We start from the raw sequence: 20037 nt of genomic DNA, 5'->3' as shown, positions 1-20037 counted from the left end.
CTCCTGCGCCTGACATCACTGTTACCACCGGTAACCAAGGGGCGTGGCTATGACAGGCACCAGTACGGGCACGGGCGCGGGCAGCTCCAGGCGCACCTTCATAGCGGGTGCGGCGGCCACGGCCGGAGCCCTGTCGGCGGCCGCCGCTCCGGTGGCGGCCGCGGCGTCCGCGGTGGCGGCCGAAGGCGCGGCCGCCACCGCACCGCCGGCCGGCCGCAGCGTCGCCGTCCTCGGCGGCGGGGTCGCCGGCCTGACCGCCGCGCACGAGCTCGCCGAGCGCGGCTACGCCGTCACCGTGTACGAGCGCCGCGCCCTCGGCGGCAAGGCCCGCAGCATGGACGTACCCGGCAGCGCCCGCGGCGGCCGCAGGCCGCTGCCCGCCGAGCACGGCTTCCGCTTCATCCCGGGCATCTACCACAACCTGCCCGACACGATGCGGCGCATCCCCTTCCCCGGCAACGCCAACGGCGTGTGGGACAACCTCGTCGCCCCGCGCGAGATGATGTTCGCCCGCGCCGCCGGCCGCGAGGACCTGCGCGCACCCATCCCCTGGCCCGAGCACTCCCCCGCCGAGCTGACCCCCGACGAGCTGCGCCGGGCGCTGGCCGGCATCATGCAGTCGCTGGTCAGGCTCCCGCCGCACGAGACGGCGTACTTCGTCGACCGCGCCCTCGTCTTCCTCACCAGCTGCGACGAGCGGCGCAACGAGGTCTGGGAGCGCACCCCTTGGTGGGACTTCGTGCGCGCGGCGCGGATGTCGAGCGAGTACCAGCGCATCCTCGCCATCGGCGTCACCCGCAACATCGTGGCGACCAAGGCCGAGGAGGCCTCCACCCGGACGGTGGGCACGCTCGGCGAGGCCTTCGTCTTCAACCTGCTCGGCCGCGGCGCGGACGGCCCGCCGGACCGCATCCTCAACCTGCCGACCAACGAGGCCTGGATCGACCCCTGGGAGGCCCATCTGCGGTCCCTCGGCGTCGAGTTCAGGATCGGCTGGACGGTGCGCGAGGTGCAGTACGCCGGCGGCCGCGTGAGCGGGGTCGTCACCGAGGACCCCGCCGGGGTCCGGAAGACGGTCACCGCCGACCACTACGTCAGCGCGCTGCCCGTCGAGCACGCCCGCCGCACCTGGGGCCCGGCGCTGCGGGCCGCGGACCCGATGCTGGGGCGCTGCGACAAGCTGGAGACCGACTGGATGACCGGCATCCAGTTCTACCTGACCGAGCGGGCACCCCTCGTACACGGACACCTCAACTGCATCGACTCGCCCTGGTCGTTGACGGCGATCCAGCAGGCCGAGCACTGGCCCTCCAGGGACTTCCCCGCCGACTACGGGGACGGCGCGGCGGTCGACTGCCTGTCGGTGGACATCTCGGAGTGGGACAAGCCCGGCATCCTGTACGGGAAGACGGCCAAGGAGTGCACCCGCGACGAGGTCGCCCGAGAGGTGTGGGCGCAGCTGAAGGCCTCGCTCAACGACACGGGCAGGACGCTGCTGGCCGACTCCAAGCTGCACTCCTGGTTCCTGGACCCGGGCGTGGACGGGCTCGGCACCCCGAACCCCACCAACCAGGACCAGTTGCTCATCCACCCGACCGGCACCTTCCACAACCGGCCGAGCGCGGGCACCCGGATCCCGAACTTCTTCCTCAGCGGGGACTACGTGGCCGTCGACATCGACCTGGCCACGATGGAGGGCGCCAACGCCTCGGCCAGGGCCGCCGTCAACTCCCTGCTGGACCGGGACGGTTCGAAGGCCGCCCGGTGCACGGTCCGGCCGCTGTACCGGGCCCCTGAGGTGGAGTCCGCGAAGCGGCACGACCTGTGGCGCTACCGTCTCGGCCTGCGAAACGTCTTCGACCTCGGGTGACCGCGGCTCGGCTACCGTCGTGGGCATGACGACGACGAGTGTGGGAGCCCTGCTGCGCACCTGGCGGGAGCGGCGCGGCATCAGCCAGCTGGAACTGGCCGGCCGCGCCGACTCCTCCTCCCGGCACATCAGCTTCGTGGAGACGGGCCGCTCCCGCCCCAGCGAGGAGATGGTGCTGCGGCTCGCCGACCGGCTCGACGTACCCATGCGGGACCGCAACGCGCTGCTGCTGGCCGCCGGTTACGCACCCCGGTACGCGCACACCCCGATGGACGCCCCGGAACTGAGGGTGCTGCGCGAGGGCCTGGAGCGGCTGCTCAGCGGCTACGAGCCGTACCCGGCGCTGGTGGTGGACGCCACGTACACGGTGGTGGCGGCGAACCGGGGCATCGCCATGCTGCTGGAGGGGATGCCGGAACACCTGCTGGAGCCGCCGCTGAACGCGATGCGGATCACCCTGCACCCCGAGGGGCTCGCCCCGCGGATCCACAACCTGCCCGAGTGGCGCGGGCATCTGCTGGAGCAGATGGAGCGGCAGATCGCACTGGCCCGCTCGGAGCCGCTGCGCGCCCTGTACGAGGAGGTGGCGGCCTACCCGGTGGCGCCGGCGCCCGCCCCGCGGTACGGGGACACCGGGGCGGACGGGGTGGCGGTCCCGTACATCGCCCTGCCGCTGCGGATCGAGCACGACGGGCATCTGCTGTCGTTCGTGTCGTCCATCTCCACCTTCAACACGCCGATGGACGTGACCGTCGCCGAGCTGGCCATCGAGACACTGCTCCCGGCCGACCCGGCGACGGCGAAGTACCTGCACTCACTCGGCTCCTGAGCCCGGGCCTTCCCCCGAGCCGGCCGAGCGCAGCGCCAGGTGCTGGAGCAGGGCGAAGGAGGCGACGGTCAGGGCCTGCGCCGGGATCCACATCGCACCGGCGGCGGTCGGCGAGAACCAGGCGAAGAGCGAGACCAGACTGAGCACCGTCCAGGCGCAGTTCGTCTCGATGACCAACCGCACCGGGAATGCGGCGGGCCGGCTCCGCGAGGCGAGCCAGCTGACCCCCGCGCCGTAGGCGGTGAGGAGGAGCCCCAGCTCGAACAGGGTCGTCGCACCGACCCCGAGCAGCCGCCCGAGCGGGGCGGAGAAGGCGGCGTAGGCGAGGCCGTTGCCGGTGGTGACCACGGCGTCGAGGGCGAGGACCCGGCGGAGCGCGGTCCGCGGGACGGTGGTGCGGGCGACGGTGGCGAGCAGGATTGCGGACACGACGGCTCCCTGGAGGTGGAATCGCTGCTGGTGGGCCGGGTCCCGGAGCCGAGTGCGCGGCCCCGGAACCCGTAGCCACCACCCTGCCGCCGCCGCGGCGCGGGGTCGATTACCTCCGGGGTAAGGAGCGCCCGCAGCGGCCGCGGTCAGCGTCTGCGGCCGGCGCTCAGTTCCAGCCGCTCCGCGAGGAAGCGCCCGCGGAAGCCGCTGTCGTGCGAGACCACGACCACCGCGCCCGGGTACGCCGCGAGCGCCGCCTCCAGGTCCTCGACCAGGTCGAGCGCGAGGTGGTTCGTGGGCTCGTCGAGTACGAGCAGGTCCGCGGGCCGGGTCACCAGGCGCGCGATCTGCAGCCGCCGCTGCTGCCCGGCGGACAGCGCCGCGACCGGTACGTCCAGGTCCTCCTCGCGGAACAGGCCCAGCGCCAGCAGCTGTTCGGCGTGCTCCTGCGGCGGACCGGGCCGCCCGGCCGCGAAGGCGGCGAGCAGCGGGATCCGCGGGGAGCGCACGGGCAGTTCCTGTGCCAGGTACCCGGTCCGGGCGGCGCGGCGCGCCGTGCCCCCGTCGGGGGCGAGGTCGCCCGCCAGGACGCGCAGCAGGGTCGTCTTGCCCGCCCCGTTCTCGCCCGTGACCAGCAGCCGCTGCCCGGGGGTGATCGTCAGCAGCCCGTCCAGACGCAGCCGCTCGCCGACCGTGACGCCGTCGAGTTCGACGAGCGGGCGGTCGGCGGGCCGCCCGGCGTCCGCCGCCGCCGGCCCCGCCGTGAACCGCAGGGGTTTCGGCGGCGGCGCCACGGGGTTGCGCCGTAGCTGGGCCAGCCGCTCGCGGGCCGCCCGTACCTGCCCTCCGAGCTTCGCCTCGTGCGAGCGGCGGTGCTTGCCGAAGCCCTCCCCGGGGTCCCTGCCGGTGGTGGCCAGCCGCTTGCCTGCCGCCTCGACCAGCACCTCGGTACGGGCCACCTCCTGGAGCCAGTCCGCGTGTTCCTGTTCCGCGCGGCGCCGGGCGGAAGCCTTCGCGGCGCGGTAACCGGCCCAGCCGTCGCCGTAGCGGTGCACTGTACGGGTGTCCCGGTCGACCTCCAGGATCGTGGTGGCGATGGTTTCCAGGAACCCGCGGTCGTGGGTGACCGCGACGACGGTGCCCCGGTGCGCCCGCAGGTGTTCCCCGAGCCAGCGCACGGCCGCCGCGTCGAGGTGGTTCGTCGGCTCGTCGAGGAGCAGCAGCTCGGGGGCGGCGGCCAGCACGCAGGCGAGCGCGAGGCGCGACTGCTCTCCGCCGGAGAGCGAGCCGAGTACGCGCTCGCGGGTGATCCCGGGGAGCCCGAGCCCGTGCAGGGCGGCGTCCACGCGGGCGTCCGCCTCGTACCCGCCGCGCTCCTCGTACGCGATCAGCAGCTCCCCGTACGCGTCGAGCTCCTGCTGCGACGCCCCGCCGAGGCCCTCCTCCGCGCTGCGCAGCCGGCGCTCCATGTCGCGCAGTTCGGCCAGGGCGAGGTCGACGGCGTCCTGCACGGTGCGGTCCGGGTCGAGGCCGAGGGTCTGGGCGAGGTGGCCCGTGCCCCCGGGAAAGCTGACGGTGACCTCGCCGGTGTCCGGCGCCTCGGCCGCGGCGAGCAGCCGTAGCAGGGTGGACTTGCCGGATCCGTTCTCGCCGATGACGGCGGCCTTCTCCCCCGGGCGGACGGTGAAGGACACCCGGTCGAGGACGGTCCGGGTGCCGTAGGACTTGGTGACGTTCTTGACGGACAGCTGTGCGGTACTGGCGCGTTCGCGCATGGGGCTTTCCCTGACGGTACGAAGGGTCTACGGGCGGTAGAGACGGCGCGGGCCGTGCCCGGACTCAGAGGAAGCAGAAGAAAGCCATGCCCTCACCATATAACAAGACGGTTCGTCTCGTCTCGATTTATGCACCAACCTTTTTTGAGACAGACGCAAAGAAAGGTTGGGGGGCGGCCTGGTTCGCCACGTAGCGGAGGGCTACTCTTCACGCACAGCAACCGAATCGAACGTCCTCTCTACTTGACGCCTCTCGACTCTGGAGAACCGCCCGGTGCGAGCCGACCGACCCGACCTCACCACGACCTGGGGACGTGTCGTGGAGTTGGCGGAGCGGTGCGGACGCGACCCGGCCGAAGTGCTCTCCGCCGAGCGGCTGAGCCACCTGTCCGGGGTCGAACCCGCCCTCATCCCGCGCGTGCTGGCCGGCACCGCGCCCGAACTGCCGCTGTGCCGACGGGTGCACGAGCGCTTCCTGCGGCTGCGCGCCACCCGCCGGGACCGGTCCGGCCGCGAGTGGTCGCTCGCCGCCATCGCCGAGGACTTCGACGCCCCCGGGGCCTCCCTCGGGCCCCTCAACGCGGGTACCGGACTGCCCCGCCTCGGCCACGCGGCCGGCGTGCAGCGGTTCTTCGGGGTCTACGCGGGCTTCCTCCTCGCCGACAGCAAGAGCGCGGTCGAGCGGGCCCTGGCCACCACCGCCCTCGGCCCGGCGGGCCCGGCCGGTACGGACGACCTGGAGCACCTCTCGTACCTCACCGGCATCACCCCGCAGGGCATCCGGCTCACCCTCGACGGGAAGCCGCCCCGGCTCCCTCTCAAGGAGCAGGTGCGCCGGCGGTTCGAGCACCTGCGCCGCACCCGCCGGCGGGAGGACGGCCAGCCCCACTCGCTCTCCGCCATCGCCGGATCCTTCGACGCCTCCGGCCAGTCGCTGACGCGGCTGGCGCGCGGCGAAGGCCTGCCCAACCTCGCGGCGGCCGCCGGGATCCAGCGCTTCTACGGCGTCGAGAGCGGCTTCCTGCTGGCCGACGACACCGAGGCGCTCACCGCCGCCCTCGCCTGCGTGGAGCGCGGACTGGACTGCGCGGAACGGCCGGCCGAGAACCCGATGCTCGCCGTGATGCGGGCGCACGACGTACGCAACATCGTCACCCGGGCCGGGCGGCTCTCCCCGGGCGGCTGGAAGTCGCTGGCCGACCACCTGGACGACCTGCTCGCGCGGGAGGGACAGCTGAACCCCCCTCCCGCCGCGCCCTACGACCGAACTGCCGAGGGGGGAGCGCCATGAGGACGACACGGGCCATGCGGAGGCTCGGCTGCGATCTGCTGGCGGAGGCGCGCCTGGCGCCACCGGCCGAGGTCGGCGAGATCATCGGGAGCGTGTGCGCGGCGTACGCGCGCGGGCGCGGCGGCCGACCGGTGGAGTTCCGCTTCGCCGTCTTCCCGCCGGACACCGCCAGCGGGCTGTGGCTGGAGCTGGCCGAGCGCGACCTGCTCGTCATCGAGGAGCGCACCCGGCCGGAGCACCAGCTCGTCATCGCCTGCCACGAGTTGTGGCACATGGACGAGGGCACCTGCGACCGCCACGGGCCGGGCATGGCGGTGGCCGCCCGGCTGACCGGCCGCCGCGGCAGCCTCGCCGAGCTGCTGCGCTCCGACACCGGGCTCGGCACGGTGGTCCGGCAGGCCGCCGCCCGCGCGGACCGGGAGGACCCGGCGGAGATCCGGGCCGAGACCTTCGGACTGCACCTCGGCAAGCTGCTGAAGGCGTTCCTGCCACCACCCCGGGAAGAACAGGTCCCCGAAGCGATCGAGCGCATCAAGACCTCGTTCGGCTGGGGACGTTGAGCGCGGAAAAGAAGCAGGCCCTGGGACCCGGGGCGTGAGCACACCGGTGGCCGACCACCGCCTTCCCCGCCGACGCACCTCCTCCGCCGATGCCTCGGGCACGGCCCTGACAGAGAGCACCACACGATGACCCAGTCTTCCCCGCCCCGCCACGCCGTCGTCATCGGCGGCAGCCTGGCCGGTCTGCTCGCGGCCGCCGTGCTCGCCGAACACGCGACGGTCACGATCATCGACGCGGACTCGCTGCCGGACGGCCCGGCGCCGCGGCGCGGACTCCCCCAGGCCCGCCACGTGCACCTGCTGTGGTCGGGCGGGGCCCGTGCCATCGAGGAGATCCTGCCGGGCATCACCGACGACTGGACGGCCGCGGGCGCCTTCCGCCGGAGCCTGCCCACCGACCTGGTGACCAAGACCGCCCAGGGCTGGCTGCGGCGCCACGAGGAGATGCAGTTCAACATCTCCTGCAGCCGCGACCTCCTCGACTCGGTGGTCCGCTCCCGCGTCATCGGGCTGGCCGGCGTCACCACCCTCCAGCGGAGCCGCGTCCGGTCCCTGGAGGGCTCCGCCACCCGGATCACCGGGGTCCGCGTCGACACCCCGGAGGAGGAGAACCGGCTGGTCACAGCCGACATCGTGGTCGACGCGAGCGGCCGCGGCTCCCGGGCCCGCTCCTGGCTGGAGGCCCTCGGCCCGATCGGCCTGCGCCAGGCCGAGGTCGACTCCGGCCTCGTCTACGCGACCCGGATCTTCGAGGCGCCGGCCGGGGCCCACGCCTCGGGCTTCCCCATCATCAACGTGCAGTCCGACCCCCGGGTGCCCGTACCGGGCCAGACCGCGACGATCGTGCCGATCGAGGGCGGCCGCTGGCAGGCCACCCTGTCCGGCACCCGAGGCGGGCAGCCCACGGCGGACCCGGACGAGTTCATCCCGTTCGCCAAGGGCGTGCGCGACCCGATCGTCGGCGAGCTCCTCGAAGGCAAGAAACCCCTCACCGACGTGGCCGTCACCCAGGGCACCGCCAACCGCCGGGTCTACTTCGAGAAGGCCGCCCTGCCCGACGGCTTCTTCGCCGTCGGCGACTCGGTGGCCACCTTCAACCCGCTCTACGGGCAGGGCATGACGGTCGCCGCGCAGGGCCTGCTCGCCGTACGCGCCCTGCTGCGCGCCAAGGGCCTGGGCCACCCGGGCATCGGCCGCGAGGCGCAGCGCGTCATCGCCCCCCAGGTGGCCATCGCCTGGGACCTCGCCACCTCGCAGGACATCCTCTACCCGGGCGCCACCGGTATGAAGCCGCGCGCCGGGGCGGGGCTGCTGAACGGGTACATCGACCGGCTGATGACGGGCGCCCTGACGAACGAGTCCCTGGCCGCGGCCCTGCTCCAGGTCATCACCATGAACCGGCCGCCCACGTACTGGCTGCGCCCCGCCATGGTCTGGGAGGTGCTGCGGGCCTCCGACCGGGGGGCCCTGAAGGCCGCGCCGCTCACCACCGCCGAGCGGGCCGTGGGCGGCCTCGACCCCGCGCCGGGCTCCGCGCAGCCGGTGCGCCCCGGGAAGCCGGCGGGAGCCGCCGACGCCATCGCCCCGCCCGTCACCGTGGAGCCCGCTGAGCCCGCTGAGCCCGCGGACGCGGCCGAGCCCGTGGACGACGCCGACCCCGTCGGACAGGCCCGATGACGGAAGGCCTGATCCTCTACGTGCCGGGGCTGGTGATCGCCGCGGCGCTGATCGTCAAGGCACCGACGTTACGCCGGGGCTGGGACCAGCCCCTCATGCGAGCCGTCTGCACCCTGCTGGTGGTCGGCTCCCTCGCCGTGTTCCTGTCGGCGCCGCCGACGATCACCCTCGTCAACGACCTGACCGGCATCGTCAACTTCTCGGCCCCCCTGGTCTACAGCCTGCTCACCGCCTTCTCGGGGGCGTGCATCGTGCTGATCCTGCACTGGGGCGGCACCCCGACGCCGGGCGTGCGCCGGACCATCCGCCTGACCGTGGCCGCGTACGGCACGGTCACCGTGCTGATCGTCGCCCTGTTCGCCAAGGGCGACGCGCCGGTGGAGCGGCTGCGGGACATGGACACGTACTACGCGGACACGCCCTGGATCCGCGAGATGATCGTCTGCTACCTCGTGGCCCACACCGTGGGCGCCACCGCGCTCACCCTGCTGTGCTGGAAGTGGCTGCGCCGCCTCAGCCTCTCGACGGGCCGCACGACCTCGAAGAGCCCGATGCGCCCGCTGCGCACCGGGCTCGCCCTGCTCATGCTCGGCGGGGCCATGGACATGGCCTTCGTCACCGTGAAGTGGGCGGCCATGGGCGCCCACTGGAGCGGGCGCGACTGGGACGGGCTGTCCACGTACGGGGCTCCGCCCATCGCCGCCACGGCGGCCCTGCTGGTCGGTACGGGGTTCATCGTGCCGCTCGTCGGGGACTCGGCGGCCTGGCGGGACTTCAGCGAGTACCGGCGGCTCCAGCCCCTGTGGGCGGCGCTGCGCGGGTTCGCCGCGTCCAGCGTGATGACCGTACCGCTGACCTGGTGGTCGCCCGTCGGGATCCGGCTGATCCACCGGGAGTCGGTGATCGACGACGGGATCCTGGCCCTCGCGTGCTGGTTCGACCCCGCCGTACGCAGCCGCGCCCACGAGGCGGCGCTCGCCCAGGGCCTGGCCGAGCGGGAGGCCTCCGTGGTCGCGGACGCGGCCATGCTCGCCGCGGCCTGCCAGCACCGGGCCGCCGCGGACCGGGCGGGCGGCGACTGCGACGGGCCGGGGGCGGCGCCCGGCTGCCCGGACCCGTACGGAACGGACCCGAACGCAGCAGCCCCGTACGGATCGGCCCCTCACAGGCTGGGCTCCTACCGGCTGGACGCCCAGCCGCTGGCCGAGCTGGCGCAGGAGTTCCGCGCCTCCCCCATCGTGGCCGCGGCCCGCCGGCAGGCCTCCGGCGTCTGAGGCCGGAGGAGGCCCCGTAAGGCCCCGTACGGGGCCTTACGGGGCCTTACGGGGCCTTACGGGGCCTTACGGGGCCTTACGGGGCCTTACGGGGCCTTACGGGGCCTTACGGGGCCTTACGGGCTCACGCGGCCATCGGCACCTCGCGCCGCACCGCCTGCGCACCCGCCTCGCCCGTGAGCACCTTGAGCCGCTTGGTGAAGAACACCATCACCGCGCCCGCGGCGATGACCACGGCGCCCTGCCACAGGAAGTTCAGGCTCTGCCCGATCACCGCGTCCAGCCGGGGCAGCTGCGCGCCGATCGCGTCGCCGGTGGCGGCCGCGAGGAACCAGACGCCCATCATCTGGTTGGTGAAGGCGCGCGGCGCGAGCTTGGTGGTGACCGACAGGCCCACCGGGCTCAGGCACATCTCGCCCATGACCTGGATGACGTACACGCCGACCAGCCACATCAGCGAGACCTTGACGCCCTTGGCCGCGATGGCCGCGGCTCCCGACATGACCACGAAGGAGGCACCGGTCAGCAGCAGGGCCAGGCCGAACTTGAACGGTGTGCTCATGTGCCGGCCGCGCCGCACCCAGAAGGACGCGAACAGCGGGGCCAGGACGATCACGAACAGCGAGGGCAGCGACTGCGTCCAGCTGGCCGGGATGTGCAGGCCGAGCAGGCTCAGGTCGGTCTTCTGGGCGGCGAACATGTTCAGCTCGTTGCCCATCTGGTCGTAGACCAGCCAGAACAGCGTGGCCGCCAGGAAGAGCCAGACGTAGGCGCGCAGCCGGGTCCTCTCGGTGGCCGTGACCTTGGGGCTGCGGTACATCGACAGGAGCACGCCGGCCGGTACGACCACGGCGACGACCGTGAGCACGAAGGTGATGTTGTCGATGCTCAGCGCGTGCGCGGCGACGAGCAGGCCGATCAGGACGGCCGTGAAGACCAGCCCGTACGAGGAGGACGTGCGCACCCTGGCCCGCTCGGCGGGGGTCAGCCGGACCACGGGCTCCTCGCGCAGCTCCCGGGCGAGACGGCGGCCTCCGAGGACGTACTGGACGAGTCCGAGGGCCATGCCGACGGCGGCGGCGCCGAAGCCGAGGTGCCAGTTGACCTCCTCGCCGAGGAAGCCGACGACGAGCGGGGCGATGACCGCGCCGAGGTTGATGCCCATGTAGAAGATCGAGTAGCCGGCGTCGCGGCGCTGGTCGTCCTCGGGGGCGTAGAGGCGGCCGACGAGGGCGGAGATGTTCGGCTTGAGCAGGCCGGTGCCGATGACGATGAGCACCAGGCCGGGCCAGACGAAGGCGGGGTTCGGGACCGCCATCAGGACGTGGCCTGCCATGATCACCACGCCGCCCCACAGGACGGCGCGGCGGGCACCGAGGAAGCGGTCGGCGATCCAGCCGCCGGGCAGCGCCAGCAGCGAGATCATGGCCATGTAGACGCCCTCCACGGCCTCGGCCGTGCCCTGGTGCAGTCCCATGCCGCCGTGGCCGCGGGAGGCCGCGAGGAAGTGCACGAGGATGGCGACCATGCCGTAGAGGCTGAACCGCTCCCACAGCTCGGCGAGGACGAGGGTGGCGAGGCCGCGCGGGTGGCGCCGCTTCGTGCTCCGGGCCGGGCCGCCTGTCTGCATGTCCATCGATGCGTTCACCTGACCAGTGCACCCTCGGGGCGTCCGGGTACGGATCGGTCTTTCGGCCCCTACCGGGGGAAACGAAACGCCCCGGACCGTTGGGCCCGGGGCGTCCGTCCCTCCTCAGAGGTCAGCTCTCAGGGATCCGCGCTCAGAGGTCCGCGAGCGCCAGCCCGGCCTGCGCGGCAGCCGCCTGGACGGTCTGCTCCAGCAGTACGGCGATGGTCATCGGGCCGACGCCGCCCGGTACCGGGGTGATCAGCGAGGCGCGGGCGGCGGCCGACTCGAAGTGGACGTCGCCGACGTTGCCCTCGTTGTAGCCGGCGTCCAGGACGACCGCGCCGGGCTTGATGTCCTCGCCCCGGATGAACTCGGCCTTGCCGACGGCGGCGACCAGCACGTCCGCCTGGCGCACGATCGACGGCAGGTCGACGGTGCGCGAGTGGCAGTAGGTGACGGTGGCGTTCTGCTCCAGGAGCAGCATCCCGGCCGGCTTGCCGAGGATCGCGCTGCGTCCGACCACGACGGCGTGCTTGCCCGTGAGGTCCACGTCGTAGGCGGCGAGCAGGCGCATGATGCCGCCGGGGGTGCAGGAGACGAAGCCCGGCAGCCCGAAGCCCATGGCGGCGAAGGAGTGCATGGTGACCCCGTCGACGTCCTTGCCCGGGGCGATGGCCTCGAAAGCGGCGCGCTCGTCGATGTGGTGCGGGACGGGGTGCTGGAGGAGGATGCCGCTGATCTCGGGGTCCTCGGAGAGCGCGGTGAGGGTGGCCACCAGCTCCTCGGTGGTGGTCGCGGCCGGGAGCTCCACGTGGCGGGAGGTGATCCCGGCCTTGGCGCAACGGTTCTGCTTCATGCGTACGTAGGTCACGGACGCGGGGTCCTCGCCGACCAGCACGGTCGCGAGGCAGGGGGCGGTACCGGTGCGCTCGGTGATCTTCGCGGCGTACGCGGCGGTCTGCTCCGAGATGCGGCGGGCGAGGGCGGTGCCGTCCATCAGCTCGGCAGTGGCGGTCTGGGCAGTCGTCACGGGGTCTCCTGAACGTCGCTGCGGTTCGCGGTAGCGGTTCGCCCAGGCGCGCGGCAGTCGACGTACGAGACGTACGCCGGGCCGCTCCCCGGTGGTGATCCACCCGAACGCCAGTCACGGCCCGCCGCCCACTGTAGTCGACATATCCGGTGGATGACCGGCGCCCGGGCTGGGACGATCCAGACATGACGCGTACTTTCGACCATCTCGTCGCCGAGGCCGAGTCCGTATCCGTGGACGGCTGGGACTTCTCCTGGCTCGACGGCCGCGCCACCGAACAACGCCCCTCCTGGGGCTACCAGCGGCTGCTGGGCGAGCGGCTTGCCCGGGCCCGCGCCGCCCTCGACATCCAGACCGGCGGTGGCGAGGTCCTCGCCGGATCCGGCCCGCTGCCCCCGCTGATGGCGGCCACCGAGTCCTGGCCGCCCAACATCGCCAGGGCGACCCGGCTGCTGCACCCGCTCGGCGCGGTGGTGGTCGCCGACACCGACGAGCCCCCGCTGCCGTTCGGCGACGAGGCCTTCGACCTGGTCACCAGCCGGCATCCGGTGACCATCTGGTGGGACGAGATCGCACGGGTCCTGCAGCCCGGCGGCACGTACCTGTCCCAGCAGGTCGGCCCGGCGAGCGTCTTCGAGCTGGTCGAGTACTTCCTGGGCCCGCAGCCGGAGGAGGTCCGGCGCGGCCGGCACCCCGACGACGCGGTAGCGGACGCCACGAAGGCGGGGCTCGACATCGTCGATCTGCGCTCGGAACGGCTGCGAACGGAGTTCCACGACGTCGGAGCCGTGATCTACTTCCTCCGGAAGGTGATCTGGATGGTGCCCGGCTTCACGGTCGGGCAGTACCGGGACCGGTTGCGCGACCTGCACGAACAGATCGAACGCGAAGGCCCGTTCGTCGGGCACACCGCCCGTTTCCTCATCGAGGCCCGCAAAACGGGCTGATGAAAGGGGCCGACGGAGTCGCGCCGGAATGGTTGCCTCGCCACAGCGTGGCGCAGGTCACTCAATTCAGCGCGTAACGAATCGACTCGGGCATGCGATGAACCGACAGGTGTCCTCGCGCGGCCCCGGAATACAGACCCCCCTCGGGTCTGTTTCCCGAGTTCGCGCGATGATGTCCCGCCCACCCCTTATCTGTTCGCAACGAGAGGCTCCTTGTGTCGCTCAGCCCGTCCCGTACGTTCCCCACGGAGATCGCCGAATCCGAGGCCCTGGTCGCGCTTGTCGAGCGCGGCCGCGAGCAGGGTCACATCAACGGTGACGACGTGCGCCAGGCCTTCGAGGCCGGCCGCATCCCGGTGGACCAGTGGAAGCGGGTCCTGCGCAGCCTGAACCAGGTCCTGGACGAGGAAGGTGTCGCGCTGCACGTCAGCGCCGCGCCCGCCACGAAGGCTGCCGCCAAGAAGCCGCGCAAGGCGGCCGCTGCCCCGGCCCGCACCGCCACCAAGAAGGCTGCCGCCGCGCCGCGCCCCATCGGCGCGCGCAAGACCTCCGCCACCAGCGCTGCCCCGGCCACCGCTGCGGCGATATCCGCTTCGCCGGCCACCGCCGCCGAGGACGAGGCGACGGCCGAGGCCGCCGCCGAGCCGAAGAAGCGGACGGTCAAGAAGGCCACCGCGAAGAAGACCGCCACCAAGAAGACCGCGGCCAAGAAGACCACCGCCAAGGACGGCGACGAGGGCGAGACCCCCGCGGCCGAGGGCGAGGACTGGGCGGCCGAGGACCTCGTCGACGACACCGAGGAGGAGGCCCCCAAGCCCGGCGGCACCCAGGGCTTCGTCCTGTCCGACGACGACGAGGACGACGCCCCGGCGCAGACGGTCATGGTGGCCGGCGCCACGGCCGACCCCGTCAAGGACTACCTCAAGCTCATCGGCAAGGTGCCGCTCCTCAACGCCGAGCAGGAGGTCGAGCTCGCCAAGCGCATCGAGGCGGGCCTGTTCTCCGAGTACAAGCTCGAAGAGGAGGAGGACCACAAGCCCGCCTTCAAGCGCGAGCTGGAGATCCTGGTCGAGGACGGCCGCCGCGCCAAGAACCACCTGCTGGAGGCCAACCTCCGCCTCGTGGTCTCCCTGGCCAAGCGCTACACCGGCCGCGGCATGCTCTTCCTGGACCTGATCCAGGAGGGCAACGTCGGCCTGATCCGCGCCGTGGAGAAGTTCGACTACACCAAGGGCTTCAAGTTCTCCACGTACGCGACCTGGTGGATCCGCCAGGCGATCACGCGTGCCATGGCGGACCAGTCGCGCACCATCCGCATCCCCGTCCACATGGTCGAGATCATCAACAAGCTCGCCCGCGTGCAGCGCCAGATGCTCCAGGACCTCGGCCGGGAGCCCACTCCGGAGGAGCTGGGCAAGGAACTCGACATGACCCCCGAGAAGGTCATCGAGGTCCAGAAGTACGGCCGCGAGCCGATCTCCCTGCACACCCCCCTGGGCGAGGAGGGCGACAGCGAGTTCGGTGACCTCATCGAGGACTCCGAGGCGGTCGTGCCGGCCGACGCCGTGTCGTTCACGTTCCTCCAGGAGCAGCTCCAGTCGATCCTGGGCACGCTCTCCGAGCGCGAGGCGGGCGTGGTCTCCATGCGCTACGGCCTCAACGACGGCCAGCCGAAGACCCTGGACGAGATCGGCCGCGTGTACGGGGTCACCCGTGAGCGCATCCGCCAGATCGAGTCCAAGACCATGTCGAAGCTGCGCCACCCGTCGCGTTCGCAGGTGCTGCGCGACTACCTCGACTAAACCGGTCAGGTCAGTCGGAAGACCGGCCCCTTCGGTGTGAACGGCAGGGAGGCACCCTGCGGAACCAGAAACGCGTGCTCGCGCCGGATCCGCAGGGTGTCGCACTCCCCGTCCGTGATCACCAGTACGGGGGCCCCGGGCGGGAAGTCCTCCGCCCGCTGCAGCAGGTCGATGCCCGGCTGCAGCACGGTCCCGCCGCGCCCCCGCACCCGTACCCGGCCCTGGGCTCGCCCAGCAAGCACGGTCGGCGGCAGATAGCCCGCGTCGTACGGCGCCGCGTCGCAGAACACGACGCGTGCCGCCGGTACGTCGCGGGCTTGCGCGTACGAGGCGATGGCGCCCAGCGCCTTGCCGAGCAGGGCCGCGTTCATGGAACCCGAGGTGTCGAGCACCACCCCGAAGGTGCAGCGGGCGATCTCCTCGGGCGGGAAGTACCGGCCCGCGCGGGGGATGTCCGGAGTGGACGCCTGGCGGCGTGCCGGGCGCGCGTAGGACCGTACGGGCACGGGACGCGGCACGTACTCGTCGAACCAGCGGGCGAGGCGGGCGTCCCACGGCACCGGCGGGTGGGCGAGCGCCCGGATCTCCTGGATCAGCCCGGCGGGCAGCAGCCCGCGCTCCCCGTGCTCGTGCAGGTCGAAGCCCTGGGTCAGGCCGCGCCGGTAGAAGTCGTCCAGGTCGGAGTACGGACCGCTCCCCGGGTGGGGCAGCGGCTCGCCCAGGATGTCCCCCAGGCCCTTGCCGCGCAGGGTCGCGAGGCGTCGCATCCGGCGCAGGTCGGTCGTGATCCGGTCGTAGACCTCCTCGACGGACAGGTCCCGCAGCTCGGGGTCGTACAGCAGCCCCTCGGGCATCTCGCCGACCGCCATCTCCACGAGCCAGCCGTTGACCACGTAGTCGGCGGCCACGTTGTGCAGGTACGGGTCGCGGGCGCCGCGGCGCTCGCCGTGGCGCAGGGCGGCGTGCAGCATCTCGTGGGCCAGGATGAACCGCCATTGCCCGTCCGTGAAGGTGCGCAGCGGGTTGACGTAGATCTCGCCGGCGCTCGCGCTGACGGCGGCGATGGCGATGCCCTCGGCGCGGGCGAGTTCGGCGTCGGCGACGATCCGCAGGCCGCTCGCGAGGCCGCCGAGCAGCGGGTACGAGGAGACGAACCAGTTCAGCGCCCGGTCCCAGGGATGCTGGCGGGCCCGCTCCCCGGTGATCCGGTCGAGGCGGCCGCCCGCGACGTCCATGGCGGCGGAGACGCTGCGGGTCAGGGCGTGCGCGAAGGCGGTCTCCCAGTCGGGGACCTGTGCGTTGCCCCAGCCCGCCCATGCCTTCAGCACCTGGTCGGGGTGGTCCCCGGCGGTGCCGCAGTGCTCGTTGGCCGCCGGGATGCCGTCGCGGCGCCAGCGGGCGGCGAGCTGCTCCTCGTCGCCGCCGGGGTACTCGGCGGGGAGGTGGTCGGGGGCACGGCCCACGGGGAAGGTCAGCAGGAAGCGGTTGACGACGGTGCAGCGGGCGGCGAGGTCGAAGCGGTCGGGCTGCGGCCGGCCCTCGTCCTTGGCGGCGGGGACGTGGCCGAAGCCGAGGTGGAGCAGGGCGTGGGCGATCGTCCAGGCCCATTCCTTCGGCTCGGCGCGCTTGGTGGGGTGGACGTGGATCGTGCCGTTGGAGGTCACGAGGGCCAGGCCGCCGGCCGGTGTGTGCGGGCACTTGGCCTGGCGGCAGACGTCGGCGGTGAGGGCGGCGAGGGCCGGGTTCCGCTTGACCAGGGCGAGGCCTTCGGCGAAGGCCTGCGTGGCGGGGTCGGGCTTGGCCTCCTTGCTGCGCGCGCCGCGGCTCACCGGCGGGCCTCGACCAGGCGGGGCATGTCGCGGGCGGCCTCGATCAGGAACCAGGCGGGCAGGACCGGCAGTCCGTCGGCGTCGTCGGCGATGACGGTCTGGGCGACCTCGACGGAGATCTCGGCGAGCTGCACGAGCAGGGACTTGGCGCGGTAGGCGGTCTGCCGGACGGCGGGCGAGACGTGCTCCCGCTGTGCGGGGAGTTCCTTGACGAGGCGGCCGCGGAAGGCCTCGGCGAGGTAGTACAGCAGGTCGCGGTCGGCGAGGCGGGTGGGCCAGGAGGCGTCGCCCTTGATGATCGCCTCGATGCCGAAGCTGTGGCGGACGATCTTCGCGTAGCCGCAGAAGGAGACGGCGTGCGCGGGGGTGAGGGTGCCGTGGGCGACGACCTTCAGGGTCTGCTCGTCCAGGCCCGGCCCGAAGGAGTGCAGGGCGTCGGAGAGCATGTGCCAGGACCGCGGGGTGGAGAAGGGCTCCTCCGTCTTCGGCGGCTGCGACCACAGGTGGTCGGGGCGGTCGGTGAGGTAGTCGGTGACCCAGGGGTGGATGCCGTGCTCGCCGGCCCAGACCAGCCAGTCCTGCGCGGAGGCCGTCAGGTGCACATGCGTGAGGCGGTTGACGAGCGCCGAGGCGATGGGCCGGGCCAGCGCGTTGTCCGTGGCCCGGTTGCCCGCGCCGATGACGATGGAGCCCGGGGGCAGCTCGTAGGAGCCGATCCGGCGGTCGAGGATCAGCGAGTAGAAGGCCTTCTGGACGTCCGGGCTCGCGGCGTTGAGCTCGTCGAGGAAGAGGCAGTACGGCTCGTCGCGGGCGATGGCCTCGGGCGGGCAGAAGACGGAGCGGCCGTCACGGATCTGGGGTACGCCGATCAGGTCCTCGGGGGCGAGCTGGGTACCGAGGAGGCTGACGCACTCCAGGCCGAGGGAGTCGGCGAACTTCCTTACGAGCGAGGACTTGCCGATGCCGGGCGCCCCCCAGAGGAACACGGGCCGCACGGTGGCGAGGCCGAGGAGCAGTTCGGGAATCTGGGCGGGGGTGACGCTGACGGCAGCCTGCACGGGGTGTCGATGTCCTTATGGTCCGGGATGTGGTGCGCCCAGTGTGGGCGCACCACGGGGCCCCGAGCACCCGGTTTTCCCGTGGCCGGCGGTGTCAGTGCTCCAGCAGGTGCTTGAGCTTCTCCTCGCCCCGCGGCATCTCCTTGCGGACCATGGGCTTGACCATGAGGGGCACGAGGGCCCTGCCCATGCCGTGGCCCTCGAAGTCGACGGACAGGGTGACGCGTGAGCGGGCCCCGCCGTCGAGGGGTTCGATCCTGCCCCGTACGTCCGGGCGGACCGGGCCGTCGATGCCGTGGATGTGCCAGCTCCGCGGCGGGTCGAGTTCCGTGAACTCCATGGTCGTGGGGATCCTCCGCTTGCCGATCTGCCGGGTGACGACGACCTTCGATCCGACGTGGACGGGGAGGTCGCCCATGGGAACGGCGGATACGGCGCTGTCCTGCCACTCCGGCAGGTGCGTCGGGTCCGTGATGTAGGAGTAGACGTCCTCGGGCCTGCGGTCGATGTCGATGCTGTTGCTGATCGCGGACATGGCGACCCCTTAGAGCCCCCCTGGCGGACCTCTCCTTCCAAGCTACCGCGCGGGTCAGGAGGCCGCGCGGTGCCTGCGGGCGGCCATCACGGCGTAGACGAGCACGCCCGCGAAGAGGAACAGCACGCCCTGGTAGACGGCTGCGTAGCCGGATCCCGCGACCAGCCACATCGAGAACGCGAAGGCCAGGCAGGCCAGGACGGCGTCGCGCACGAGCCGGCCGCGCCGGACCTGCTCGGACCGGCCGGAGGCGAGGAAGTAGATCTGCGCGGCGGTGGAGAGCAGGTAGGGGACGGTCGCGGTGAAGGTGGTGACCAGCACCAGGACCTCGAAGACGCCCTCGGAGCCGAGCGTGTAGTTGTAGAGGGTCAGGCCGGAGGCCAGTACGACCGTGACGATGACGCCGACCACCGGGACGCCGCGCCTCTTCGTCCCGAAGGCCTTCGGGAAGAGCCCGTCCTTGGCCGCGGCGTAAGGGGTCTGCGCGCTGAGCAGGGTCCAGCCGTTGAGCGCGCCGACCATCGAGACCACGGCCGCGCAGGCGACGAGCGTGCCGCCCCAGCTGCCGCCGAACATGCCGTTGACGGCGTCGGTGAAGGGGGCCGTGGAGGTGACCAGCTCCTCGTGCGCGACCAGGCCGAACACGGAGACGGTGCCCAGCAGGTAGACGGCGGCCGCGCCGACCGTGCCCAGGACGGTGGCCCGGCCGACGTTGCGGGCCGGGTCGCGGACCTCGCCCGCGCTGACGGCGGCCGATTCGACGCCGAGGTAGCTGAACAGCAGGATCGCGGCGGCGGCGGAGACGGCGCCGACCGCGCTCTGGTCGGTGGCCCGGAAGGGGCCGAGGTTGGCCGGGTCGAAGAAGAACAGCCCGCCCACGGCGACGAGCAGCAGGGGCGCGAACTTCAGGACGGTGGAGATCAGTTGCACCGCGCCGACGTAGCGCGTGCCGGCCAGGTTGGCCAGCGCGGGCAGCCACTGCACGGTGAGGGCGGCCAGGCACATGGACCACTTGTGCTCCCCCACGGCCGGGAAGAGCACGCCGAGGTAGCCGACGGACGCGACGGCGAGGGCGGCGTTGGAGACCCAGGTGGTGATCCAGTAGCTCCAGGCCGCGAGGAAGCCCGCGAAGTCGCCGAACGCGGCGCGGGCGTACACGTACGGGCCGCCGGTCTGCGGGTGGCGTTCGGCGAGCCGTCCGAAGACCAGGGCGAGGGCGACGGCGCCGAGGGTGAGCACGGCGAAGGCGACGAGGCTGACGGTGCCGAAGGGCGCCACCGAGGCGGGCAGCAGGAAGATGCCGCCGCCGATGATGTTGCCCATGACCAGGCAGGTCGCGACGGGCAGGCCGAAGCGGCGGGCGTGCGGGCTGCCCTGCGGGGCGGGCTCGGCGGTTCCGCGGGAGTCGGCGGCCCCCTGGGTAGCGGCGGCACCCTGGGTATCGGTCGCGGTGGGCGGGGCTTCGGTGCTGGTCATCGGTGGTGCGCCTCGGGGTGTCTCA

At 72.7% G+C, this 20037-nt stretch carries 16 protein-coding genes and 1 riboswitch; of the genes, 8 read left to right on the top strand and 8 right to left on the bottom strand.

Features of this window, described 5'->3' with window-relative positions:
• Nucleotides 1-49 precede the first annotated feature (49 nt).
• Both ACZ7GJ_RS01675 and ACZ7GJ_RS01670 read left to right on the top strand, forming a co-directional pair.
• The gene (locus ACZ7GJ_RS01675) at nucleotides 50-1870 is read left to right on the top strand and encodes a hydroxysqualene dehydroxylase (protein WP_470748329.1); all 1821 of its coding nucleotides are present in this window, start codon (nucleotides 50-52) and stop codon (nucleotides 1868-1870) included.
• Nucleotides 1871-1895: 25 nt separating this feature from the next.
• Complete coding sequence (locus ACZ7GJ_RS01670; protein ID WP_470748327.1) at nucleotides 1896-2699, top strand: helix-turn-helix domain-containing protein; 804 nt, start codon at nucleotides 1896-1898, stop codon at nucleotides 2697-2699.
• Here ACZ7GJ_RS01670 and ACZ7GJ_RS01665 read toward each other — a convergent pair.
• Together ACZ7GJ_RS01665 and abc-f are read right to left on the bottom strand one after the other, a co-directional pair.
• Complete coding sequence (locus ACZ7GJ_RS01665) at nucleotides 2685-3128, bottom strand: hypothetical protein (RefSeq protein ID WP_470748325.1); 444 nt, start codon at nucleotides 3126-3128, stop codon at nucleotides 2685-2687. The two genes, ACZ7GJ_RS01670 and ACZ7GJ_RS01665, sit on opposite strands and share 15 nt — an antisense overlap.
• 146 nt (nucleotides 3129-3274) lie before the next feature.
• On the bottom strand, nucleotides 3275-4903 hold the full coding sequence (gene abc-f / locus ACZ7GJ_RS01660; RefSeq protein WP_470748323.1) for a ribosomal protection-like ABC-F family protein: 1629 nt from the start codon (nucleotides 4901-4903) through the stop codon (nucleotides 3275-3277).
• A gap of 274 nt (nucleotides 4904-5177) precedes the next feature.
• Between abc-f and ACZ7GJ_RS01655 the strand changes: the two genes are divergently transcribed.
• The 4 genes from ACZ7GJ_RS01655 (at nucleotide 5178) to ACZ7GJ_RS01640 (ending at nucleotide 9705) form a co-directional block, all read left to right on the top strand.
• Nucleotides 5178-6194 (top strand): hypothetical protein, encoded by a 1017-nt coding sequence (locus ACZ7GJ_RS01655; protein WP_470748321.1) that lies wholly within the window; start codon nucleotides 5178-5180, stop codon nucleotides 6192-6194.
• Nucleotides 6191-6754, top strand: a complete 564-nt coding sequence (locus ACZ7GJ_RS01650; RefSeq protein ID WP_470748319.1) for a toxin-antitoxin system, toxin component — start codon at nucleotides 6191-6193, stop codon at nucleotides 6752-6754. The genes ACZ7GJ_RS01655 and ACZ7GJ_RS01650 overlap by 4 nt, the downstream gene beginning before the upstream one ends.
• 126 nt (nucleotides 6755-6880) lie before the next feature.
• Complete coding sequence (locus ACZ7GJ_RS01645) at nucleotides 6881-8431, top strand: NAD(P)/FAD-dependent oxidoreductase (RefSeq protein ID WP_470748317.1); 1551 nt, start codon at nucleotides 6881-6883, stop codon at nucleotides 8429-8431.
• Nucleotides 8428-9705 (top strand): MAB_1171c family putative transporter, encoded by a 1278-nt coding sequence (locus tag ACZ7GJ_RS01640; protein ID WP_470748315.1) that lies wholly within the window; start codon nucleotides 8428-8430, stop codon nucleotides 9703-9705. Before ACZ7GJ_RS01645 ends, ACZ7GJ_RS01640 begins: the two co-directional genes overlap by 4 nt.
• 124 nt (nucleotides 9706-9829) lie before the next feature.
• Here ACZ7GJ_RS01640 and ACZ7GJ_RS01635 read toward each other — a convergent pair whose 3' ends face one another.
• Together ACZ7GJ_RS01635 and ACZ7GJ_RS01630 are read right to left on the bottom strand one after the other, a co-directional pair.
• Nucleotides 9830-11341: a peptide MFS transporter gene (locus ACZ7GJ_RS01635; protein WP_470748313.1), complete on the bottom strand. Its 1512-nt coding sequence runs from the start codon at nucleotides 11339-11341 to the stop codon at nucleotides 9830-9832.
• Nucleotides 11342-11486: 145 nt separating this feature from the next.
• Complete coding sequence (locus tag ACZ7GJ_RS01630; RefSeq protein WP_470748735.1) at nucleotides 11487-12332, bottom strand: bifunctional 5,10-methylenetetrahydrofolate dehydrogenase/5,10-methenyltetrahydrofolate cyclohydrolase; 846 nt, start codon at nucleotides 12330-12332, stop codon at nucleotides 11487-11489.
• 66 nt (nucleotides 12333-12398) lie between these two features.
• Nucleotides 12399-12493, bottom strand: a riboswitch (ZMP/ZTP riboswitch).
• 57 nt (nucleotides 12494-12550) lie between these two features.
• On the opposite strand from ACZ7GJ_RS01630, the gene ACZ7GJ_RS01625 reads away from it, so the two are divergent.
• On the top strand, nucleotides 12551-13312 hold the full coding sequence (locus ACZ7GJ_RS01625) for a methyltransferase domain-containing protein (protein WP_470748311.1): 762 nt from the start codon (nucleotides 12551-12553) through the stop codon (nucleotides 13310-13312).
• 215 nt (nucleotides 13313-13527) lie between these two features.
• Nucleotides 13528-15114, top strand: coding sequence for an RNA polymerase sigma factor (locus tag ACZ7GJ_RS01620; protein WP_470748310.1), 1587 nt, complete (start codon nucleotides 13528-13530; stop codon nucleotides 15112-15114).
• Between the two features lie 5 nt (nucleotides 15115-15119).
• Here ACZ7GJ_RS01620 and ACZ7GJ_RS01615 read toward each other — a convergent pair whose 3' ends face one another.
• The 4 genes from ACZ7GJ_RS01615 to ACZ7GJ_RS01600 all read right to left on the bottom strand — a co-directional run bounded on the left by ACZ7GJ_RS01615 (nucleotide 15120) and on the right by ACZ7GJ_RS01600 (nucleotide 20012).
• Nucleotides 15120-16943 (bottom strand): vWA domain-containing protein, encoded by a 1824-nt coding sequence (locus ACZ7GJ_RS01615; RefSeq protein ID WP_470748308.1) that lies wholly within the window; start codon nucleotides 16941-16943, stop codon nucleotides 15120-15122.
• Nucleotides 16940-18001, bottom strand: coding sequence for an ATP-binding protein (locus tag ACZ7GJ_RS01610; RefSeq protein WP_470748306.1), 1062 nt, complete (start codon nucleotides 17999-18001; stop codon nucleotides 16940-16942). The genes ACZ7GJ_RS01615 and ACZ7GJ_RS01610 overlap by 4 nt, the downstream gene beginning before the upstream one ends.
• 94 nt (nucleotides 18002-18095) lie before the next feature.
• Nucleotides 18096-18536: an SRPBCC family protein gene (locus ACZ7GJ_RS01605; RefSeq protein ID WP_470748304.1), complete on the bottom strand. Its 441-nt coding sequence runs from the start codon at nucleotides 18534-18536 to the stop codon at nucleotides 18096-18098.
• A 54-nt stretch (nucleotides 18537-18590) separates the two neighbouring features.
• Complete coding sequence (locus ACZ7GJ_RS01600) at nucleotides 18591-20012, bottom strand: amino acid permease (RefSeq protein WP_470748302.1); 1422 nt, start codon at nucleotides 20010-20012, stop codon at nucleotides 18591-18593.
• Nucleotides 20013-20037: the final 25 nt, after the last annotated feature.

This window comes from Streptomyces sp. NPDC037242 (assembly GCF_055604165.1).
The sequence above is the reverse complement of the archived record's forward strand: the minus strand, read 5'-3'. Positions and strand labels throughout refer to the sequence as shown.

What these genes read in the sequence shown, in the direction of transcription:
- ACZ7GJ_RS01675 (WP_470748329.1), top strand. Translation starts at nt 50, where the DNA reads ATGACAGGCACCAGTACGGGCACGGGCGCGGGCAGCTCCAGGCGCACC.
- ACZ7GJ_RS01670 (WP_470748327.1), top strand. Translation starts at nt 1,896, where the DNA reads ATGACGACGACGAGTGTGGGAGCCCTGCTGCGCACCTGGCGGGAGCGG.
- abc-f (WP_470748323.1), bottom strand. Translation starts at nt 4,903, where the DNA reads ATGCGCGAACGCGCCAGTACCGCACAGCTGTCCGTCAAGAACGTCACC.
- ACZ7GJ_RS01650 (WP_470748319.1), top strand. Translation starts at nt 6,191, where the DNA reads ATGAGGACGACACGGGCCATGCGGAGGCTCGGCTGCGATCTGCTGGCG.
- ACZ7GJ_RS01645 (WP_470748317.1), top strand. Translation starts at nt 6,881, where the DNA reads ATGACCCAGTCTTCCCCGCCCCGCCACGCCGTCGTCATCGGCGGCAGC.
- ACZ7GJ_RS01640 (WP_470748315.1), top strand. Translation starts at nt 8,428, where the DNA reads ATGACGGAAGGCCTGATCCTCTACGTGCCGGGGCTGGTGATCGCCGCG.
- ACZ7GJ_RS01635 (WP_470748313.1), bottom strand. Translation starts at nt 11,341, where the DNA reads ATGGACATGCAGACAGGCGGCCCGGCCCGGAGCACGAAGCGGCGCCAC.
- ACZ7GJ_RS01630 (WP_470748735.1), bottom strand. Translation starts at nt 12,332, where the DNA reads ATGGACGGCACCGCCCTCGCCCGCCGCATCTCGGAGCAGACCGCCGCG.
- ACZ7GJ_RS01625 (WP_470748311.1), top strand. Translation starts at nt 12,551, where the DNA reads ATGACGCGTACTTTCGACCATCTCGTCGCCGAGGCCGAGTCCGTATCC.
- ACZ7GJ_RS01605 (WP_470748304.1), bottom strand. Translation starts at nt 18,536, where the DNA reads ATGTCCGCGATCAGCAACAGCATCGACATCGACCGCAGGCCCGAGGAC.
- ACZ7GJ_RS01600 (WP_470748302.1), bottom strand. Translation starts at nt 20,012, where the DNA reads ATGACCAGCACCGAAGCCCCGCCCACCGCGACCGATACCCAGGGTGCC.